General features: G+C 58.8%; 21 protein-coding genes. 1 reads left to right on the top strand and 20 read right to left on the bottom strand.

Going from position 1 to position 19,454, the window contains the following annotated elements; all coding sequences use genetic code 11:
• Positions 1-451 precede the first annotated feature (451 nt).
• Both ACZO0A_RS11600 and ACZO0A_RS11595 read right to left on the bottom strand, forming a co-directional pair.
• Positions 452-865 (bottom strand): SseB family protein, encoded by a 414-nt coding sequence (locus tag ACZO0A_RS11600; RefSeq protein ID WP_302377348.1) that lies wholly within the window; start codon positions 863-865, stop codon positions 452-454.
• 84 nt (positions 866-949) lie between these two features.
• The gene (locus ACZO0A_RS11595; RefSeq protein ID WP_486846356.1) at positions 950-1,177 is read right to left on the bottom strand and encodes an HAD family hydrolase; all 228 of its coding nucleotides are present in this window, start codon (positions 1,175-1,177) and stop codon (positions 950-952) included.
• Between the two features lie 193 nt (positions 1,178-1,370).
• On the opposite strand from ACZO0A_RS11595, the gene ACZO0A_RS11590 reads away from it, so the two are divergent.
• On the top strand, positions 1,371-1,697 hold the full coding sequence (locus ACZO0A_RS11590; RefSeq protein WP_291232175.1) for an NAD(P)H-hydrate epimerase: 327 nt from the start codon (positions 1,371-1,373) through the stop codon (positions 1,695-1,697).
• Between the two features lie 133 nt (positions 1,698-1,830).
• Here ACZO0A_RS11590 and ACZO0A_RS11585 read toward each other — a convergent pair whose 3' ends face one another.
• From ACZO0A_RS11585 to ACZO0A_RS11500, 18 genes are all read right to left on the bottom strand, one after another.
• Complete coding sequence (locus ACZO0A_RS11585; RefSeq protein WP_302377346.1) at positions 1,831-2,610, bottom strand: LamB/YcsF family protein; 780 nt, start codon at positions 2,608-2,610, stop codon at positions 1,831-1,833.
• 14 nt (positions 2,611-2,624) lie between these two features.
• Entirely contained in the window at positions 2,625-3,416 is a 792-nt protein-coding gene (locus ACZO0A_RS11580) for a putative hydro-lyase (RefSeq protein ID WP_302377344.1), read from the bottom strand.
• A gap of 15 nt (positions 3,417-3,431) precedes the next feature.
• On the bottom strand, positions 3,432-4,421 hold the full coding sequence (locus ACZO0A_RS11575) for a 5-oxoprolinase subunit C family protein (protein WP_302377342.1): 990 nt from the start codon (positions 4,419-4,421) through the stop codon (positions 3,432-3,434).
• Complete coding sequence (pxpB, locus tag ACZO0A_RS11570) at positions 4,418-5,113, bottom strand: 5-oxoprolinase subunit PxpB (RefSeq protein ID WP_302377341.1); 696 nt, start codon at positions 5,111-5,113, stop codon at positions 4,418-4,420. The genes ACZO0A_RS11575 and pxpB overlap by 4 nt, the downstream gene beginning before the upstream one ends.
• A gap of 28 nt (positions 5,114-5,141) precedes the next feature.
• Positions 5,142-6,203, bottom strand: a complete 1,062-nt coding sequence (locus tag ACZO0A_RS11565) for a DUF4392 domain-containing protein (protein ID WP_302377340.1) — start codon at positions 6,201-6,203, stop codon at positions 5,142-5,144.
• A gap of 16 nt (positions 6,204-6,219) precedes the next feature.
• Complete coding sequence (locus ACZO0A_RS11560; RefSeq protein ID WP_302492855.1) at positions 6,220-7,077, bottom strand: aminotransferase class IV; 858 nt, start codon at positions 7,075-7,077, stop codon at positions 6,220-6,222.
• A 26-nt stretch (positions 7,078-7,103) separates the two neighbouring features.
• A complete protein-coding gene (locus ACZO0A_RS11555) occupies positions 7,104-7,754 on the bottom strand; it encodes a cytidylate kinase-like family protein (RefSeq protein ID WP_302377336.1) in 651 nt (216 codons plus the stop codon).
• Between the two features lie 10 nt (positions 7,755-7,764).
• The gene (locus tag ACZO0A_RS11550) at positions 7,765-8,463 is read right to left on the bottom strand and encodes an ABC transporter ATP-binding protein (RefSeq protein ID WP_294780273.1); all 699 of its coding nucleotides are present in this window, start codon (positions 8,461-8,463) and stop codon (positions 7,765-7,767) included.
• Positions 8,456-9,247: an ABC transporter ATP-binding protein gene (locus tag ACZO0A_RS11545; RefSeq protein WP_294780275.1), complete on the bottom strand. Its 792-nt coding sequence runs from the start codon at positions 9,245-9,247 to the stop codon at positions 8,456-8,458. The genes ACZO0A_RS11550 and ACZO0A_RS11545 overlap by 8 nt, the downstream gene beginning before the upstream one ends.
• A gap of 5 nt (positions 9,248-9,252) precedes the next feature.
• Positions 9,253-10,248, bottom strand: coding sequence for a branched-chain amino acid ABC transporter permease (locus ACZO0A_RS11540; protein ID WP_302377334.1), 996 nt, complete (start codon positions 10,246-10,248; stop codon positions 9,253-9,255).
• A 15-nt stretch (positions 10,249-10,263) separates the two neighbouring features.
• Complete coding sequence (locus ACZO0A_RS11535) at positions 10,264-11,154, bottom strand: branched-chain amino acid ABC transporter permease (protein WP_291211781.1); 891 nt, start codon at positions 11,152-11,154, stop codon at positions 10,264-10,266.
• Positions 11,155-11,270: 116 nt separating this feature from the next.
• Positions 11,271-12,506 (bottom strand): ABC transporter substrate-binding protein, encoded by a 1,236-nt coding sequence (locus ACZO0A_RS11530; RefSeq protein ID WP_302377332.1) that lies wholly within the window; start codon positions 12,504-12,506, stop codon positions 11,271-11,273.
• Between the two features lie 373 nt (positions 12,507-12,879).
• The gene (locus ACZO0A_RS11525) at positions 12,880-13,302 is read right to left on the bottom strand and encodes a pyruvate formate lyase family protein (protein WP_337556006.1); all 423 of its coding nucleotides are present in this window, start codon (positions 13,300-13,302) and stop codon (positions 12,880-12,882) included.
• Between the two features lie 181 nt (positions 13,303-13,483).
• Positions 13,484-14,704 carry a carboxynorspermidine decarboxylase gene (locus ACZO0A_RS11520; protein ID WP_302377330.1) on the bottom strand — a complete coding sequence of 407 codons (1,221 nt, stop codon included), beginning with the start codon at positions 14,702-14,704 and terminating at the stop codon, positions 13,484-13,486.
• A complete protein-coding gene (locus ACZO0A_RS11515) occupies positions 14,704-15,963 on the bottom strand; it encodes a saccharopine dehydrogenase family protein (RefSeq protein ID WP_302377328.1) in 1,260 nt (419 codons plus the stop codon). Before ACZO0A_RS11515 ends, ACZO0A_RS11520 begins: the two co-directional genes overlap by 1 nt.
• A 37-nt stretch (positions 15,964-16,000) precedes the next feature.
• Positions 16,001-16,858, bottom strand: coding sequence for an agmatinase (gene speB, locus ACZO0A_RS11510; protein ID WP_302377326.1), 858 nt, complete (start codon positions 16,856-16,858; stop codon positions 16,001-16,003).
• The gene (gene speE, locus ACZO0A_RS11505) at positions 16,858-17,715 is read right to left on the bottom strand and encodes a polyamine aminopropyltransferase (protein WP_291232191.1); all 858 of its coding nucleotides are present in this window, start codon (positions 17,713-17,715) and stop codon (positions 16,858-16,860) included. The genes speB and speE overlap by 1 nt, the downstream gene beginning before the upstream one ends.
• Before the next feature lie 15 nt (positions 17,716-17,730).
• Positions 17,731-19,197, bottom strand: a complete 1,467-nt coding sequence (locus ACZO0A_RS11500) for an aminotransferase class I/II-fold pyridoxal phosphate-dependent enzyme (protein ID WP_294780291.1) — start codon at positions 19,195-19,197, stop codon at positions 17,731-17,733.
• Positions 19,198-19,454: the final 257 nt, after the last annotated feature.

Raw genomic sequence — 19,454 nt, 5'->3', positions numbered from 1 at the left:
TGTATGAATTACTTGTAAATTTGGAATTGATTATCGTGGGTTTCCAAACCCACGTTCAAGGTTCCACAAGTTTCAGTTTTGTTCAATTTTCAAGGTCCTGCGCCGTCTCTCGCGAGACAGCTTAGTTACTATACCACGCCCATAAGGAAATGTCAACACCTTTTTTCAGATTTTTTGACAAATTTTCCGAAGTCAATCTCCGCGCAAAACATTTTTCCAGAAAGCTTACAAAAAAACTGGCGCCGCGGGTCTGTGCCGTGGGCTTACGCGGGGGTCAGTTCCTGCGGGCAGTAGGTTTTGCCGTTGATCGTACACCCGGCACAGCGCAGGTGCCCTCGGCCACAACGCTGACCGTCACCCCCGGCTTGTTGGTCAGCCCCCACAGCAGATAGGAACCAACAGCACCGACTCCTGGAATCGCAACAGAACGAACTTACCCTCTCCCCTGCTTTTATGGCTTGATGATGCGGATCAGCGTTTTATCCAGCTGCAGTGTACAGTGCCACGGATTCAGGATGATGCCCTGAATCTCCTCCGCAGCCAGCGCGGCGTCAAACAGACTGTTTATGTCAGCCCAGAATGTAGATTTCACGGCATCGGGGCTTCTCATCTGCTCGTCAAACGAGGTGAAGGCATACCACCAGCGCCCGCCGTCGGCGGTCTGCACGATTTTGGGGCGCAGCGCTGCGGACGCGCCGGGCGTTGTCTCCACGGCGGCGATCCACTGCCCGCCTGCCTGCATGACGCGGCGCACAACGGTCAGGGTATGGGCAAGTTGCTCCTGCGTGGGGGCCTTCTGCAGGCCCTGCACGGCATCCTCAAGCGCCTGGTTGAGCCGCCGGTTCTCATCTTCTTTCATCTTCATGGAAATTCCTCGCTATTCATAGTGTATAGCGCCATTATAGAAGGATTCGCCGCGCTTGTAAAGAAAAGCCGTAAAAGCCGTTATTCAGTGTCCAAGTGTTTTCAGCACACCTGCCACGTTATCGATCTGCGTGGCAAACTCTGCCTTTAAATCGGCAGGCGCAATGTTCATCAGGTAGGGGTGCGCCGCCGCACGGAGCATGGGGGCATCGTTGTAGCTGTCACAGAAGGCGTATGTATTTTCCTGCGGGATACCGAAATGCGCGCACAGCAAATGCAGCCCCTTATCCTTACCCGTTGCGGTAAAATCCAGCCAGTGCTCGCCCGTGATGGCTGCACCGATGCGATCCTGCCGGGCTGCTGTCCATTATTGTAGTAGCTGGGGCAGTACAGCACGGCAGGCACACGGTTTGCCAGTTCCTTCTGCGTTTCCAGCGCACCGCCCAGATGCAGCGCGATGTAGGCGATCTCATCCTCATCGAGCGTGATACCGTGACGCTGCGGCCTTGACGGCACAGCCCTTTGACGCCGTGGTAGACGCCCTGTACGGTACCGGGTTCCACGGCAGTCTGCGCCCGGCCGGGCTGGCCGCCTGCGCACTGATAAACCGCCAGCGGGAAAACGGCGCATTTGTGCTGGCAGTTGACCTGCCCAGCGGCGTCAACACCGACACAGGCGAGGTGGCCGAAGGTGCCGTCCACGCGGACCTGACCGTGACATTTGACAGTTACAAGCCCCTGCACATAGCCCCCAGCTCCGCGTCCTTCTGCGGCGAGATCCTCTGTGCCGATATCGGCATCCGGGATGAGTGGCATCCAACAGACAACGCATAAAAGCAGGGCGGAGCATTTCCCTACTCCGCCCTGCTCTTATTTTCTTGTAAGCTCTTGATGGCAAAGACCAGCAGCGCGTAATCGCAAAAGTCCGGTCGCCCCCACAGCTAGTGATGCCACATTTTGTTGCGGGCTACGTTGCCCCACTGGTGGTCGCGGTAAACGTTCTGACTTCCACTCCTGCAGCGGGCAGGGCGGTGGAGATTTTCTGTACGAAGGCAAGAGCTTTCGGCCCGTCGCCGTGGATGCAGACGGAATCGGCCTGCAAAGTTACCGTGCTGCCATCGTTGGCCTGTACAGTGCCCTGCTTTGCCATCTGCAAGACCCGCACTATGGCAGTGTCCTCGTCCTCAACCATCGCACCAGGCGTACCGCGGGGCACTAAGGTTCCGTCCGGCTGGTAGCCGCGGTCGGCAAATACCTCGCTGGCGACCGGTAGGCCGATGGTGTGGGCGGCCTTGATCATTTCGCTGCCGGACAGGGCCAGCAACACCGCACCGGGGGCCGCAGCCTGCACGGCGCGGCAGATGGCCGCCGCCAGCGCCGGGTCTTTGGCAGCCATGTTGTAGAGTGCGCCGTGGGGCTTGACGTGGTGCAGCGGCACACCCGCCGCATCGCAGAAGGCTTTCAGTGCGCCAATTTGATACACTACGTCGGCCTCAGCTTCAGCGGGACTGATTGCCATTTTGCGGCGGCCAAAGCCCTGCAAGTCGGGCAGGCCGGGGTGTGCGCCCACCTGCACGCCGTATTTTTTGCACAACAATACGCTCTTTTTCATCACGGACGGGTCGCCCGCGTGAAACCCGCAGGCAATATTCGCGCTGGTCACGTAGGGTAGAATTTCATCGTCCATCCCGATGGTGTACGCGCCGAAACTCTCGCCCAAATCGCAGTTCAAATCAATGGTTGGCATTACAAAGCCCCCTCTTAAAATTTCAGCGCCGTGTTTTTCACATCGGTCACAAACATATGTCCCGGCGCGTGGGTGATGCAAAACTCGGGTTTTGAGTGCATGACCACGGCCTGCGGCGTGACCCCACAGGGCCAGAATACAGGCGTTTCGCCCGGGCGTATCGTCACGGCGTCGCCGTAGTCGGGGTGGGCTAGGTCAGTAATGCCGATAGCCTCCGGTGTACCAATCTGCACCGGTGCTCCGTGTACGCGGGGCATGCCTGCCGTGATGGCTACCGCCGCGGGCACCTGCGCATACGGGATGGGCCGCATACTGACGACCATGTTGCCGCTGAACACCCCCGCAGGCGCGCAGGGAATGTTGGTGTTGTACATCGGCACGTTGACGCCCTCCTCGATCTGGCGCACCGGGATGTCGGCGTCCAGCAGGGCCGACTCAAACGAGAAGCTGCACCCGATAAGGAAGCTGACCAAATCGTCCCGCTCTTCAAAATACCGCGTCACATCGGTAGTTTCTTCGATTAGTTCGCCATTTTGGTAAATGCGGTAGCGCGGGATGTCCTGCGCGATATCGCTGCCCGGCGCAAATTGGGAGAAGCTGCGCTCCCCGGCATCTGCCACTTCCAGCAGGGGGCAGGCCTTGGGGTTGCGCTGGCAGAATAGCAGAAAGTCCCATGCCAGCGCTTTGGGCAGCACAACCAGGTTACCTTGGGCATAGCCGTCGCAATAGCCGGTAGTGGGGGCATCCAGCTTACCCGCCCGGATCAGCGCACGGACCTCAGCCGGGGGAAATGCGGAGTATTTCATACAACACACCTCCTTTTACAAACGATTTCGTACCTGCTGCCACAGGGCGGTCTGCTGCCGGGCGGCCTGTACGGCCTGGGCAGGGGTCACAAAGGTGAAGCATACTCGCTGACCTGGGCGCAGCTGCGCCAGCGCGGGCAGGTCAGCGGAGATGACCGTTGCAATTTTGGCGTAGCCGCCGGTGGTCTGGTGGTCGGCCAGCATCACGATGGGCTGACCGTCGGCGGAGACCTGCACCGAACCGGGCACAATGCTATCGGAGAGGATGTCCGCGCCATGGTGCATTGCCAGCGGCGGGCCCGCCAGCTTGCAGGCCATGCGGTCACAGTTGGGTGTCAATGTGTAGATGCCGTGGGTAAAATCATGTAACCCTTGCGCGGTGAACGCGGCATCCTGCGGGCCGGGTACGGTGCGCAGCAGCGGCAAAGTCTGTGCCCCCTGCACGCGCACAGAATGGGTGCCCCGGCACACGGCCTTGTCCCGCAGCGGGCGGTCCAGATGTTTGGCCGTAATGATCCGCCAGAGCGCGGCGGTATCGCATACCCCGGTGGGGAGCGTGTCGCCTTTTGCCAGCTTGCGGCCTTTCAAGCCGCCGATGCCGCATTTCACATCGGTGGCGCGACTACCCAGCACGGGCGGGGTGGCAATGCCGCCGCCCACAGCCAAGTAGCTGCGCAAATCAGACGCAGCCACGCCGATTTTCAGTGTACTGCCTGCCTTCGCCAGCAGCGGCGCGTAATAGGGCACGGGTACGCCGTCCAGCGCGGCAGGGCTTTCCGCCCCGGTCAGCGAAAAAACGGTGTCCGCCTCAAATCGCAGTGCCGGGCCGCGCAGGGTGGATTCCAGCACCGCCGCGCCCGGGTCATTGCCGACCAGCGCGTTGGCAAGGCGGTAGGCGTAGCTGTCTGCCGCGCCGCAGCTGCGGTAGCCTTGCGCTGCATACCCCACCCGGCCCGCGTCCTGCACAGTGGTCAGGGGGACGGGTTCCAGTACTGTGATGCTCATACTGTGCCCTCCTTGGCCGCCAAGGCCGCAAATTCTGCTGCCGTGATGGGGGTAAAGCGTATCCTGTCCCCCGCCGCGTAAGGCAGCGTACCTGAGGCTGGGTCAAACAGTTTGAGCGGCGTGCGGCCAATCAGCTGCCAGCCGCCCGGGCTGGCAATGGGATAAATACCGGTCTGTTCGCCGCCGATTCCCACCGCCCCGGCCGGGATGGCCGTGCGGGGCGTTCCCAGCCGCGGGGTGAACAGCCGTTCATCCAGACCGCCGAGATACGGAAACCCCGGTAGAAAGCCCAGCATATAGATCTGATATTCCCGCCCGGCGTGCAGGGCAATGACTTCTTCCTCGGTCAACCCAGCGTGCTGCGCCACAAAGGGCAGGTCTGGGCCGAAATCGCCGCCATAGCAGACAGGAATTGTAACGAGCCTCCCCTCCCCTGCCGCAGCGTCCGCGCCGTCGGCGTCAGCCAGCTTTTGCACGGCGTCGGCTATGGTATCGTATTCCGTTACAAGTGGGTCATACGTGATGAGCAGCGAGGCAAAGGCGGGTACTGTTTCCACCACGCCGGGGAGCTTTGCGGCCAGCACACGGCTGTTCAGTGCCGCCACCGCCGCGCCGATGTCTGGCGCAATGCGCTGTGCAAACGCTGCCAGCAGGGCGCAGTCCCCCACCGGATGCAGCTGAAACGACAGCATGGCCGTCGCCTCCTTCCATATTATATAGTCAGTCAAAGAAATGCTTTGCCAGCACCGGGCCGAACCAGTGATCCGATTTGTGGGAGTACCGCACCGCGTAGGCCGTACACTGGCGCATCAGGCTGACGATGCCCACATTCATCCGGGTGCTGAAGCCATCGATGCCTGGCAGCAGTGAGCCGGTCATATCGATAAACCCATTGCGTGCCGCCACCCGCATGACCTCGGATTCCATCTCCTCATGGTGGAGAATCTCCATATCTTTCTTGAGATATGCCAGCGCCGCCATCAGGCCGTAACAGCCCCAGTCGGAGCAGGTCGCTGTGATGATGTTGTCGGCCTTGGTGGCGCTCAAAATGCCACCGCCGCAGCCGCATTGGCACTCGCCCTCCGCTGTGAATGGCACGTACTTTTTGATATGCTCGGCAATCGTGCCCATGCCGATTTCGTTGCCCAGATCGCCGATGGCGATGTTCGGCACGCCGTTGGCACGCAGGATATCCCACAAAACATCGCTGCGGGCCTGCAGGGCGGTCACATCCTTGCCGACGGCGTTGTGGTAAACGCCCAGCGCGTTCGCGCCGCTGGCCTCCACTGAGATGACGGCGGCAGGCTTGCGGGCGGCCAGCGCTTCGGCCTGCGCCGGGGCGGCGGCCTTGTCCTTCGTAAAGGCGACGACGCCCATGCTCAACGGCAAGGCCTGCACAGTGTCTAAATCCTCGTAGATATGCAGCCCCACGACGGCGGCACACTTTTCGATGGCCTGCACACTGTCAGCCGGGCAGACGATGACCGGCTTGGCATTGAACGCCATCACCAGCGCCCGCGCCAACAGCATAGCGCTGACCGTGCCGTCCATCTCCGGCACCTTGTGGGGCAGCAGCACAAAGCCGACCAAAATGTACACAAGATCGTTCTCTTTGATCGAATCACACAGCACCTGCGCGGCGTGCATCGTCAGCGGCTCGCCGGTAAAGGCGCGGCTGCCCGCGTATAAAATGCGGCAGACGCCGTAGCCGCGCGGGTCAAGATTCATCAGCGCATCAAGGTTTTCGCCCACGTTGCGTTTTTCCAGTTCATCGCGGGTCATCTTGCACACCCCCCGTTCAGTCCACGACGGTCGTTTTGCCGGTGTAGGCGTAGTATTCGCGCAGCACCTCATCCTGGATGGCCTTGAGAGTGGCCGGGTCTTTGCCGCCCGCGAGCTTTCCATCCACCTCACAGGCATGCAGGCAGAAGTTGGAGGACGATGTCACGATGATCTCGTCGGCGTTCATCAGATCGTCCAGCGTGAAGCACTTTTCCATGACCGTGATGCCAAGGCGGTAGCAGGCCTGGATCATGTGGGTCTTGGCGATGCCGCGCAGGATAAATTCATCGTTGGGGTGCGAATAAAATACGCCATCCTTGAGGATGGACACGTTGGAGTGGGCACACTCAGTCACGATATCGCCGCGGTGGAACACAGTCTCCTGCACGCCGATACGCTTGGCGTGCTGCGCCGCCACAACGCTGGGCAGCAGGTTCAATGTTTTGATGTTGCAGTGATAGAAACGCGTATCTTCCTCGGTGTTGAGCTTGATGGGCACGTCGGGGTCGTTCAGGTGGTTCTGGCGGATGGATACCCACAGCTTGCCGGGGAGATTTTCGGCGTAGATATGGTTGCGGGTCTCGACACCGCGCGTAACCTGCCAGTAGACAAAGTGCGTTGTTCCGTCCACTTTAGCAAGCAAGTCGGTCAGCAGCTTGCCCAGTTCCTCTTTCGGCATCGGGATGTTGATATCCAATGCCTTGGCGCTGGTGTAAAAGCGGTCGAGGTGGTCCTGCATCAGATACACCTTGCCGTTGGCACCGACTGTCGCGTCATACACGCCGTCGCCGAAGAAGTGTACCCGGTCATTGAAAGGAACCGTCAATTCTTCCGGCGTGCCGATTTTACCGTCATAGTATGCAAGTGCTTCCATCGTTCTTTCCTCCCTGATTTTGTTGTCTATCGCGGGCCCTTTACCCCGAATTTTAATTCGATGACCCTCTTGATGACCTCGACACAGTTGTCCAAGCCAATGGCGGCGCTGTCCAGGCAGAGGTCATAGTTTTCGACCCTCTTCCACTGGCGGCCGGTGTGGTACTTATAATAGCTCTCCCGGTAGTGGTCCAGCTTATCAATGTAGTGCATCGCCTGGCTGCGGCCGATGCCCTGGCGCTTCATCTCCCGCTCGATGCGATCCTCATAAGGGGCATCGATGTAGACAGTCAGCACATTGGGTTTATCTTTCAGCACAAAGTCCGCCGCGCGGCCTACGCAGACATAGCTTTCCTCGTCCAGCAATTCCCGCAGGACCTTGGCCTGATAGTTGAAGAGGTTCTGGTCGCTGATGAAGTTGCCGCTCTCCGGCGGGATGAAGCTGCCGTCGTAGACATGCTGCGATACGCGGTAGAGCAGCGTTTTCTTGGTATTCTCATCCGCGGCGGCAAAAATTTTCTCGTTGATGCCGCTGTCCTCGGCTGCCAGGCGCAACAGTTTCCGGTCGTACAGGTCGATGTCAAAATCCTGTGCCAGCTTTTTGCCGATGTAACTGCCGCCGCCCGACCCGCAGGTGCGGGTGATGGCCACGGCGAAGTAGGGATAGTTCGGATACATAGTGGCCCCCTTACTGCCCCAGATAGGCTTTCTTCACGCGGGCGTCGTTCAGCAATTCCTTGGCGTCGCCCTCAATTGTAATCGTGCCGGTTTCCAGCACATAGGCGCGGTCGGAGATTGCCAGCGCCATTTTCGCATTCTGTTCCACCAGCAAAATCGTAATGCCCTGCTTGTTGACTTCCCGGATAATGGCAAAAATCTCCTTGACCAGCAACGGAGACAGGCCCATCGACGGCTCATCCATCAAAATCATCTTGGGTTTGCCCATCAGGGCGCGGCCAACGGCCAGCATCTGCTGCTCGCCGCCGGAGAGCGTACCCGCCAGCTGGCGTTTGCGCTCTTTTAAGCGGGGGAACCGCTCGTAGACGTCGGCCATCGTTTTCGCCATGTCGGTTGGGTCGGTGAACGCCCCCATCTCAAGATTTTCTTCCACCGTCATCTGGGGAAAAATGTGCCGCCCTTCCGGCACATGCGCCAATTTCAACGTAATAATTTTGCTGGGCTCGGTTTTGCGCAGGTCGTGCCCATCAAAGGTGATGGAGCCGCCAGCCGCTTTTTCCAGCCCGGTAATCGTGCGCAGGGTCGTGGTTTTGCCCGCGCCGTTCGCGCCAATCAGGGAAACGATCTCGCCGTCCTTCACCGTCATGGACACCCCGTTCAGCGCATGAACTGCGCCGTAGTTGACGTGCAGGTCCTTGATCTCAAGCATCGGCGGCCTCCTTCGCTTCGTCCTTGCCCAGATACGCCTCGATGACGTGCGGGTCGTTGGCAATCTGCTCCGGCGTACCGGAGGCGATCGTCGTGCCGAAATCCAACACCTGGATGCGCTCGCAGATCTTCATGACAAGGCTCATATCGTGCTCGATGAGCAGGACGGATACTTTAAATTCATTGCGGATATAGTTGATGATTTCCAGCAGTTCCTCGGTCTCGGTGGGGTTCATACCCGCCGCCGGTTCGTCAAGGAGCAGCAGTTTCATGTCGGTGGCCAGTGCACGGGCAATTTCCAGGCGGCGCTGCTCACCGTAGGGCAGGTTGTCGGCCTCCAAGTCCTCCTTGCCGGAAAGGTGAACAACTTCTAGCAGCTCTTTGGCGCGGGCGGTGATTTCTGCCTCCTGCTGCCAGTATTTCTTGGTGCGGAAGATGGCATCCGCCATACCGTAGGTCGTGTGGGCCTGCATAGCGGTCTTGACGTTCTCTATGACCGACATTTTTTTGAACAGGCGGATGTTCTGGAACGTCCGGGCAATGCCCGCGTGGACGATTTGATGCGTCTTTTTTCCGTTCATCCGCTCACCGCAGAGATAGAACGAGCCCTCGGTCGGCTTGTAAACGCCGGTAATCAGGTTAAAGACCGTTGTCTTGCCTGCGCCGTTGGGGCCGATGAGGCCGACCAGTTCGGACTCGCCGATCTCCATGTTGAAGTCATCCACGGCTTTCAGGCCGCCGAACTGGATGCCCAGATGTTGGGCTTTCAATACGGGTGCCGCCATATCGCTCACGCTCCTTTCTTGGCTTTCGCCTTGGGATGGGCCAAGCGGCCCAGCAGGCGGTTCAGGCTGAACTCCCACCAGCCGAAGATGCCGCCCGGCCGGAACAGCATGACGAGCACCAGCACGACCGAGTAGGCCAGCATACGGTAGGTGGAGAAATCGCGCATCAACTCCGGCAGACTGGACAGGGACGCCGCGCCGATGATGGAGCCGGTCAGCGATCCGGTGCCGCCGATGATGACCTCGGAAAGCAGCTCGGCCGAATAGTTGAAGTTGAAGTTGGTGGGAATCATGGCGGTCATATAGTGGGCGTAAACGCCGCCGCCAATGCCTGCAAAGAACGCGGAGACCGCGAAGGTCAGCACCTTGTAATAGGTCACGTTGATGCCGGAGGCCGACGCTGCGATGTAATCCTCGCGGATAGCCTGTACCGTACGCCCAAAGCGGCTGCGCACAAACAGGAACATGATGGTCACGCAGACGACCATGATCCAGAACGCGCGGTCAAACGTCGAAAGTTTGAGGATACCGCTCATCGTCTTGCCGCCCCCGGTGATGGAAAAGTTGCAGAAACACACACGGATGATTTCGGCAAAGGCCATGGTGACAATAGCCAGATAGTCGCCACGCAGCCGCAGCGCCGGGATGCCGACCGCAACGCCCATAAGCCCCGCAGCCAGGCCGCCCGCCAGAATGGCGACAAGCAGCAGCCCTAAATCAGAAAGCCCATGCCCGGCCAGTGCGCCGGAGACGATGGCAGAGACATATGCGCCCACCGAGACAAAGCCCGCGTGGCCCATGGAAAACTCACCCATAAAGCCAACGACCAGGTTCAGCGATGTGACCATGATAATGGTATAGCAGGCGGTGGTACAAATGCCCTGGATGTAGGTCGTGCTTTTGCCAAAAGCATTGAAGGTAAAGGTCAGCGTAATGGCCGCATACAGCAGCGTGACACCGACCAGATTCAGCCCATAGGAGGCCAGCCGTCGTTTCGTCATCTTGTTCACGCTCCCTTATACTTTTTCGCCGACATTCTTGCCCAGAATACCGGAAGGCTTGACCAGCAGAATCACGATCAGGGTGCCGTAGGTCACGGCCTCATACCAGCCGGGGGCAAACAGCTTGACGAAGATTTCGATAAGACCAATCAAAATACCGCCCAGCATCGCACCGGGGATGATGCCGATGCCGCCGAGCACAGCAGCGATAAACGCCTTCATGCCCATCATCGAGCCCATGTCATTCGTAACACGGGGGTAGGTTGCACAGTACATCAGCGCGGCCACGGCAGCCAGCCCGGAGCCGATGGCAAAGGTCGTCGTGATGATTTTGTTGACATTGATGCCCACCAAAGTGGACGCATCCTTGTCCTGCGGCACAGCACGCATTGCCTTGCCGAGTTTCGTTTTCTTGACAAAGAGCTGCAAAGCAATCATCATGCCCAGCCCGATAGCAATGGTCAGCAGCACATTCAGCGGCAGCGCCACACCGCCCACGGTGACGGTCGGCAGGCTGAAGATAGCCTGCACATTGTGCGGCTTGGCACCGAATAGCACCATGGCCAGGTTCTCAAGGAAGATGCTCATTGCCAGCGCCGTGATCAGTGCCGACATCGGCCCGGCCTTGCGCACGGGGCGGTAGGCGAACGTTTCCACCAGCACGCCCACGACCGCGCAGACAGCGATGGCGACAATGACCGCCAGCCAGGCCGGCATACCTGCGTTGACCATCAGCGGGATCGTGTAGAACAGCGTGTATGCGCCAATCATGATAAAATCACCATGCGCGAAGTTGATCATACGGATGATGCCATAGACCATTGTGTAACCAAGGGCAATCAGTGCGTAAATCGCGCCCTGGTTCAATCCATTGATCAGGCTTTGGAAAAACAATGAGAAGCTCATTTGTGGTCCATTCCCCTTTCCTACGGTGTTTCAAAAAAGAAATGTACACGGCAGGCGTTCCTTGCGGATTGCAGCACCACCGTGTACATCTCCCATCCGTCTTTGGACTTTAATTTTTATTCAGCCTTGGAAACGACCTTGCCGTCAGAGCCGAGCGTTTCCGTCCACTTGACTGCGCCGTCCACATAGGTGTTGATGGCAATGCTCTTGATAGCGTCGCCGTTCTCGTCCAGCATGATGTCGCCACCGACACCGGTGAAGCTCATGCCGGTCATGCCCTTGACAAGGCTGGCCGTATCAGTGCCGCCTGCATTCTCGGCGGCCTGCACCAGCATGTACATAGCGTCATAATACAGGGCGGCACAGGCGTTTAGGCTTTCGGTGCCGTACTTTTCCGTGTACTTCTGCACGAAGTTCTGGACAGCCGGGGCTGTATCTTCGCTGGAGTAGTGGTTCGTAAAGTAGCAATCCTCAAACTGTGCGGAAAGGCCGGTCGTGTCGGAGCCATCCCAGCCGTCACCACCCATGATAGCACCGGTAAAGCCTGCATTGCGGGCTGCACCAACCAGCAGCGGAACGGTGTCGAGGAAGCAGGGATAATACAAAAGCTCTGCACCGCTGGCCACGGCCTGCGCTGCCTGCGAGGAATAATCGGTGTCGGTGGTCATGCACTCACCGGTGTAGGCAACCTCGATACCGTTGGCCTCGCAGTTTTCAATAAAGGCATCCTTCAGACCGTTGGAGTAGTCATCATCCTTGGCGTAGATGACCGCGGCCTTGGTAAAGCCCTTGTCCTTGGCGAACAGCGCTGCCATCTTGCCCTGATACGGATCAATGAAGCAGTTGCGGAAGATCGTAGCGCCCTTCAGGGTGACATCGGCATTGGTTGCACCGGTCGCCAGCAGCAGCATACCGTCCTTGGAGGCCTGCTCTGCCATGGGCAGTGTGACCGAAGAGAAGAAGCTTCCGACGATGGCCTCCGGCGAATCCGCCATGACCTTGTTGTAGGCGTTCATGGCCTGCTTGGCGTCCTTGGCATCGTCTGCGACCTTGCCGCCGTTGACGATTTCGATCTTGTAGCCGGAGTCCCCGGCGTTGATTTCCTCGACAGCCATATCAATGGCATTCTGAGCGCCCTCACCGTAGATGGCGGAGCCGCCGGTCATCGAGCAGACAACACCAACGCGAATGATATTATCCTCGCCGCCGTCGGATGCCGCAGCGGCAGTGCTGGTGGTTGTCTCACTGGATGCGGCCCCTCCCTGCTGGGCACTGGACCCGCAGCCTGCCAGTAGGCTCGCGGACATAGCGGCTGCAACGGTAAGTGCAAGAACTCGATTACGCTTTTTCATGGTGTGCCCCCTCTTTCTGGATGTTTGCCATTTTACAATAGTCCCTCTTTCACCCAAAACAAAAGGCGCACGGCACCGCAAATCCGGTGCTGCACGCCTTTGTGCGAATACGAAAAGGGTCGCGGCTTTTGCAAGTCCGCGACCCCTTTGTCCCGTTCGTGTTCTGTGATGATGCTGTTATTATAGCAGACTGCCCAAAAAACGCAAGTTTATTTTGGTAGTTCCTTCAAAATCATTGTGTATAGGGCTTTTTGGCCGAAGATTGCAAAGTTTTCTCTGCATCTGGCAGAAGATTGTTAATTGTGGCGCGTACATCTGTGTTTTACGCGCGGGCAGTTGTTCGTTACTTATAGGATAGGGATCCATGTACTGATCAAACCGGCCGGGGTTCAGCAGGCAGCCGCGCAAGGAATGCTTCTTCCAGCGACTTGCCTTTCCAGTAAGGGAAGATTTTTTCCCGCACAAAACGGCGCTGGTCGTTCGTCATGCTATAAGGGTCCTGCGGGCGGGTGGCAAAGTGGTCCATCTCGCGGTCGACCCATTGCCACGAAAATTCTGGCGTCAGGATACCGCACTTGCGGTATTCGCCGATGGCCCCGACGATGAGTTCCCCCTCAAAAATATGCCCCCTCAGCCCGGCGCAGCAGTCATAAAACGCCTGTGCGCTGCGGATGCAGGCGGGCTTTCCCTCACTCTTTTTGTAGGATTCCGTCCAGAGCGCGGCACGTTCACAGGAAATCTGCGGCTTTGCAATCACATAGTTTTGTCGTATCTTTTCAATTCGTGCGGTAAGCATATTTCATTCCCTCCATTCGGCCAATGCCGATTGAGGATACAGTAACACACCTATTTGTACCGCGCCAATGGCCTTCGGAATTTAGCGCAAAACACAAAAGATTCTTATGAATTTTGTACGCAATGCCGAAAAGTCGAAAGGCTTTGCCCAACAGAATCGGGCAAAGCCTTTCGCGTTTCTTCTATTTTTTCTCTTTCTGCCCCAGCCGATATTTGAAATCTCTATATCCAAACATCACGATTTCCCGCACTGTGCCGTCAGGCTTGCGGGCATAGATGCCGGGCAACGGCATACCGTTGAAGGTGTTGTTCTTGCAGGTCGTATAAATCGCCATATCACCGAATACCAGCAAATCTCCCACTTCGGGTACGGCGTCAAAGCCGTAATCACCGATGACGTCCCCGGCTAGGCAGGTCGGCCCGGCCAAGCGCACGGTACAGGGCTTCTCGCCGGGTTCGCCCGCCCCCAGCAACGGCGGGCGGTAGGGCATCTCGATGACGTCCGGCATATGGCAGGCGGCGCTGGCGTCCAAAATCGCAATCGTCGTATCGCCGTTTTGCACCACATCCAGCACACGGGTCAAGAGATACCCCGCGTTCAGGGCGCAGGCTTCGCCGGGTTCGAGATAGACCGTCACGCCCCAATCGTGCTGGGCGCGACGGATGCAGCGTTCCAGTGTGGCCATGTCGTAGCCGGGGCGGGTGATGTGATGCCCGCCGCCAAAGTTCAGCCACTTTATTTTGGGCAGCAAATCGCCGAATTTCTCCGCTACTGCGTCCAGCGTCACGGCCAGCGCGTCAGCGTCCTGCTCACATAAGGTGTGGAAATGCAGACCATCCAACAGCTGCGGCAGCGCTGGGTTCGCCGCCACCGCGGCATCCCACTGGGCGCGGGTCGTGCCCAGGCGGCTGCCGGGGGCGCAGGGGTCGTAAATCGCGTGGCCGTCCTGGGTCGAGCACTCGGGGTTGATGCGCAGCCCCACGCTCTTCCCTGCCGCCTTGGCCGCAGGGCCGAACTTTGCCAGCTGTGCCGGTGAGTTGAACACGATATGGTCGGCGTACCGCAGCAGCTCGTTCATCTCGTCCGCGCGGTAGGCTGCACAGAAAACATGCACTTCCCTATCGGGCATTTCCTCCGCACCCAGCCGCGCCTCAAACAGGCCGCTGGCCTCGGTGCCCGCCAGGTGCGGTGCCAACAGCGGATACAAATCGTAGTTGCTGAACGCCTTTTGCGCCAACAGTACCCTGCACCCGGTGCGCCGGGAAAGACTGCCCAGAATCTCCGCGTTGCGGGTCAGGGCGGCTTCGTCCAGCAGGTAGCAAGGCGTGGGCAGAGCGGCAAATTCCGGCGGCACTGTGCCGCCGATGGCCGCAAACGGCGGCCGTGCATCATACAGTGCCATCAGTCCACCAGAACCGGGTCATGGTTCTCGCTGCGGGGCAGGCCGTACTTGTCCAGTGCATCGAGGAATGGATCGGGGTTGAACTCCTCGACCGTGTAGACGCCCGGCTTGACCCACTCGCCGGTCAGCATCATCAGGGCGCCACACATGGCAGGCACACCGGTCGTGTAGCTGATAGCCTGGCTGCCGACCTCGCGGTAGCACTCCTGATGGTCGCAGATGTTATAGATGTAGTAGGTCTTGTCCTTGCCGTCCTTTTTGCCGGTGAAGATGCAGCCGATGTTCGTCTTGCCCTTGGTGCGGGGGCCGAGGCTGGCGGGGTCGGGCAGCAGTGCCTTCAGGAACTGAATCGGTACGATCTCCTGACCGTTGTAGTTGATGGGCGTGGTGGAGAGCATACCCACGTCCTCCAGGCAGCGCATATGGTCAAGGTAGCTCTGGCCGAAGGTCATGAAGAAGCGGATGCGCTTGACATCGGGCAGATTCTTACCCAAGGACTCAATTTCCTCGTGATGCAGCAGATACATATCCTTCTGGCCGACCTGATCGAAGTTGTACTCGCGCTTGATGCTCATGGGTGGGATCTCGACCCACTTGCCGTTCTCCATGTAGCTGCCGGGGGCAGAGACCTCGCGCAGGTTGATCTCGGGGTTGAAGTTGGTGGCAAAGGCGTAGCCGTGGTCACCGCCGTTGCAGTCCAGAATGTCGATCGTGTCAATGGAATCGAATTCATGCTTGGCAGCGTAGGCGCAGTAGGCCTGGGTCACACCCGGGTCAAAGCCGCAGCCCAGCAGGGCGGTCAGGCCGGCGTCCTCAAACTTTTTCTTGTAGGCCCACTGCCAGCTGTAGTCAAAGTAGGCGGAGAAGCCGGCCTCCTTGCAGCGCTTCTCATAGATGGCGCGCCATTCCGGGTCATCGGTGTTTTCCGGCTCGTAGTTGGCGGTGTCCATGTAGTTGACGCCGCAGGCAAGGCAGGCGTCCATGATGGTGAGGTCCTGATACGGCAGGGCAATGTTCATGACGAGGTCGGGTTTATAGCTGTTGATGAGGTCACACAGCTGCTGCACATCGTCGGCATCGACCTGGGCGGTGGTGATTTTGGTTTTGGTTTTGGGGGCCAGCTTGGCAGCCAGCGCGTCGCACTTGGACTTCGTGCGGCTGGCAATGCACAGTTCGGTGAAAACATCGCTGACTTGGCAGCACTTGGAGATGGCGACGCTTGCCACGCCGCCGCAGCCGATAACAAGAACTTTGCTCATGATGGAACTCCTTTATGTTTGAATTTATAATAGATTTTTACTTTTCCAACGCCAGCAGCAACTCTCTTAACACCTTGCAGGCTGTGGCGGTGGAAACACCGCTCTGGTCAAGCATGGGGGCCAGTTCGTTGACGTCCGCGCCAACGATGTTCGCCTTCGTCACGGTGCGGATGGCCTGCAAAAGCTGCAAAAAGCTGACGCCGCCCGCTTCGGGCGTGCCTGTGCCGGGGAAGGCCGACGGGTCAAGGCAGTCCAAATCAATTGTCAGATAGACCGGCACATCGGCCTGGCACAGCCAGTCGGTCAACTCGGCCAGACCGGTGAAGTCGAACTTGTGCATATCGGTGTGCCGTGCGGCAAACTGAAACTCTTCCCTATCGCCGCTGCGGATGCAGAACTGGTGGATGCGCCCGTCGCCAATCAAATCGTGGCAGCGGCGTAGCACGCAGGCGTGGCTGAGCTGTGCGCCGAGGTAATCGTCCCGCAGATCGGCGTGGGCGTCAAAATGCACAATGTGCAGATCCGGGTACTTGCGCACTGCCGCACGCACCGCGCCCAAGGTGACAAGGTGTTCCCCGCCCAGCAGCAGCGGCAGCTTGCCGTCGCGCAAAATCTCCGCCGCCCGGGATTCAATATCCACGAGTGCGCTCTCCGACGAGCCGAAGCACAGCTCCAAGTCTCCGCTGTCAAACACATTGCCGTCAGTCAGATTCTTGTCCTGATAGGGGCTGTACGTTTCCAGGCCATAACTTTCGTGCCGCATGGCCGCGGGGCCAAAGCGTGCGCCGGGGCGGTAGCTGGTGGTAGAGTCAAACGGCGCACCGTATAAAACAATGCTGGCCGTGCGGTAGCTGCTGTCGCAGCCGATGAAATTTTCTACATTGCGATGCAGCATTAACGCACCTCCACTTCCCGCAGCATTTCTTCCAGAAAGGCGGGCAGATAAAATGCCCCGACGTGTAGCCGAGAGGTGTAATAGCGGGTACGCATGTTCAGCGCGTTCCACGCGGCGGCGTCCATATCATTGATGGGATGATATTTTTTGCTGGCAAAACCGAACAGCCAGTACCCCGCCGCAAAGGTCGGGATGTGCGCCTGATACACCTTGCTGATGGGAAAGGTGCTGGCAATGCGCTGGTGGCTGCGCTGCATGGCGGTGGCATCCTCGGCATAGAATGGGCTGCCCTGCTGGTTGACCATGATGCCGTCCGCCCGCAGAGCGTTATAGCAGCTGCCGTAAAATTCGCGGGTGAACAGCCCCTCCGATGGGCCAAACGGATCGGAGGAATCCACGATAATCAAGTCGTACTCGTCCTCGCACTTGCGGATGAATTTCAGCGCGTTCTCGTAGTAGATGTGTACGCGGCGGTCGTCCATGCGGCAGGCGTTGCCGGGCAGATAGGCACGGCAGGCCTCGATGACCTGGGGGTCCATCTCGACAAGGTCGATGCTCTCGACGCGGTCATAGCGGGTCAGCTCCCGCACCACGCCGCCGTCACCCGCGCCGATGACAAGAATGTCCTTGGCGTTTTTGTGCACCGACATCGGCACATGGGTGATCATCTCGTCGTAGATGAACTCGTCGCGCTCGGTCAGCATGACGTTACCGTCCAGCGTCAGCACGCGGCCAAACTCCGGCGTCTCAAAAATATCGATGCGCTGATAATCACTCTGCTTGGAGTAAAGCTGGCGATTGACCCGGATGCTGTGCTTGACATCGGGGGTGTGAAATTCCGAAAACCACATTTCCATTGTAAAACCTCTCTGTCAGGCCAGCACGTTCAGGCGCAGAATGTCGGGGTCTTCCGGCCCGGTCATGCTGCAGCCCTTGGCCTTGGCGTACTCGATATAATCCAAAATTTCGGCGGTGATGCGCTCCCCCGGTGCCAGAATCGGAATACCGGGCGGGTAGCACATAACGAACTCGCTGCAGACCATACCCTCGGTCTCGCGCAGGGGCAGGCTCTTTTTGGGGGCGTAAAATGCTTCCTGCGGGCTGGCGGCGACCTCGGGGTCGATGTATTCTTGGCTCAAAAGGCCCGCGCCGTCGGTGTGGTAGCGGCGCTTGATTTCAGCCAGCGCACTGACAAGACGCTCGACTTCCTGCGGGCGGTCACCGATGGAGAGATAGGCAAGGATGTTGCCGATATCGCCGAATTCGATCTGAATGTCGTACTCGTCCCGCAGGATGTCGTAGACCTCGATGCCCGCCAGGCCGATATCCAGCGTGTGCACGCTGAGTTTTGTCGTATCAAAATCAAAAACGGAGTTGCCGTTGCAAAGCTCCTTGCCAAAGGCGTAGTACCCGCCCACAGCGTTGATCTCCTCACGGGCGTACTCGGCCATGTCGGCGACTTGGTGGAACACCTGCCGCCCGCGCAGCGCCAAGTTGCGGCGGGAAATATCAAGGCTCGACATCAGCAGGTAGCTGCCGGAGGTCGTCTGGGTCAGGTTGATGATCTGCCGCACATAGCCCGCGTGGACGTTGGGGCCAATCAGCAGCAGGCTTGACTGGGTCAGACTGCCGCCGCTCTTGTGCATCGAGACCGACGCCATATCCGCGCCCGCCGCCATGGCGGAGACGGGCAGCCCGCCGCCAAAGTAAAAGTGCGTGCCGTGGGCTTCGTCCGCCAGGCAGAGCATCCCGGCATCGTGGGCCATCCGCACAATGGCGCGTAAATCGCTGCAAATGCCGTAGTAGGTGGGGTTGTTCACCAGCACGGCCACAGCGTTAGGGTGCTCGGCAATGGCTTTGGCCACCTGCTCCCTCTTCATGCCCAGGCTGATGCCCAGGCGGTTGTCGACCTCCGGGTTGACGTAGACCGGCACCGCGCCGCAGAGCACCAGTGCGTTCAGCACACTGCGGTGGACGTTGCGCGGCAGGATGATTTCATCCCCGCGCTTGCAGGCCGTCAACACCATGCTCTGTACCGAACTCGTCGTGCCGCCCACCATCAGAAACGCGTGGGCCGCGCCGAACGCATCGGCGGCCAACTCCTCGGCTTCGCGGATGACCGAAACCGGGTGGCAAAGATTGTCCAGCGGCTTCATGCTGTTGACATCCACGCCGACGCACTGCTGGCCCAAAAAGGCGGTCAGCTCCGGGTTGCCGCGGCCGCGCTTGTGGCCCGGCACATCAAAGGGCACAACGCGCATCCGGCGGAAGTTTTCAAGCGCTTCATGGATAGGGGCGCGGCGCTGGTCCAGCCGGATGCGCTTTGCTTCTCCGTTCATTTTTACCTCCGTTCGCGGTCCCTTTACAAAACAAAAAACGCAGGCCATGCACAGATGTGCAGACTTGCGTTTAAATTCAGCATATTTGGGCGCAGACCGAATCTCCCGGCGCTGCACCGTGAGATTTTCCTGCGTGATTCAAAAAGGCTGAGCGTGTCAGAGTCTATATAGCAATCTTACTTTTACTACTCTTTATTGACCGTTTCACAAGTCTGCACGCCAAAACGTGCAATTTCATGGTTGTAAAGGAACCAACT

This window comes from Gemmiger sp. (assembly GCF_057431175.1).
This window is presented reverse-complemented; position numbering and strand designations above follow the sequence as displayed.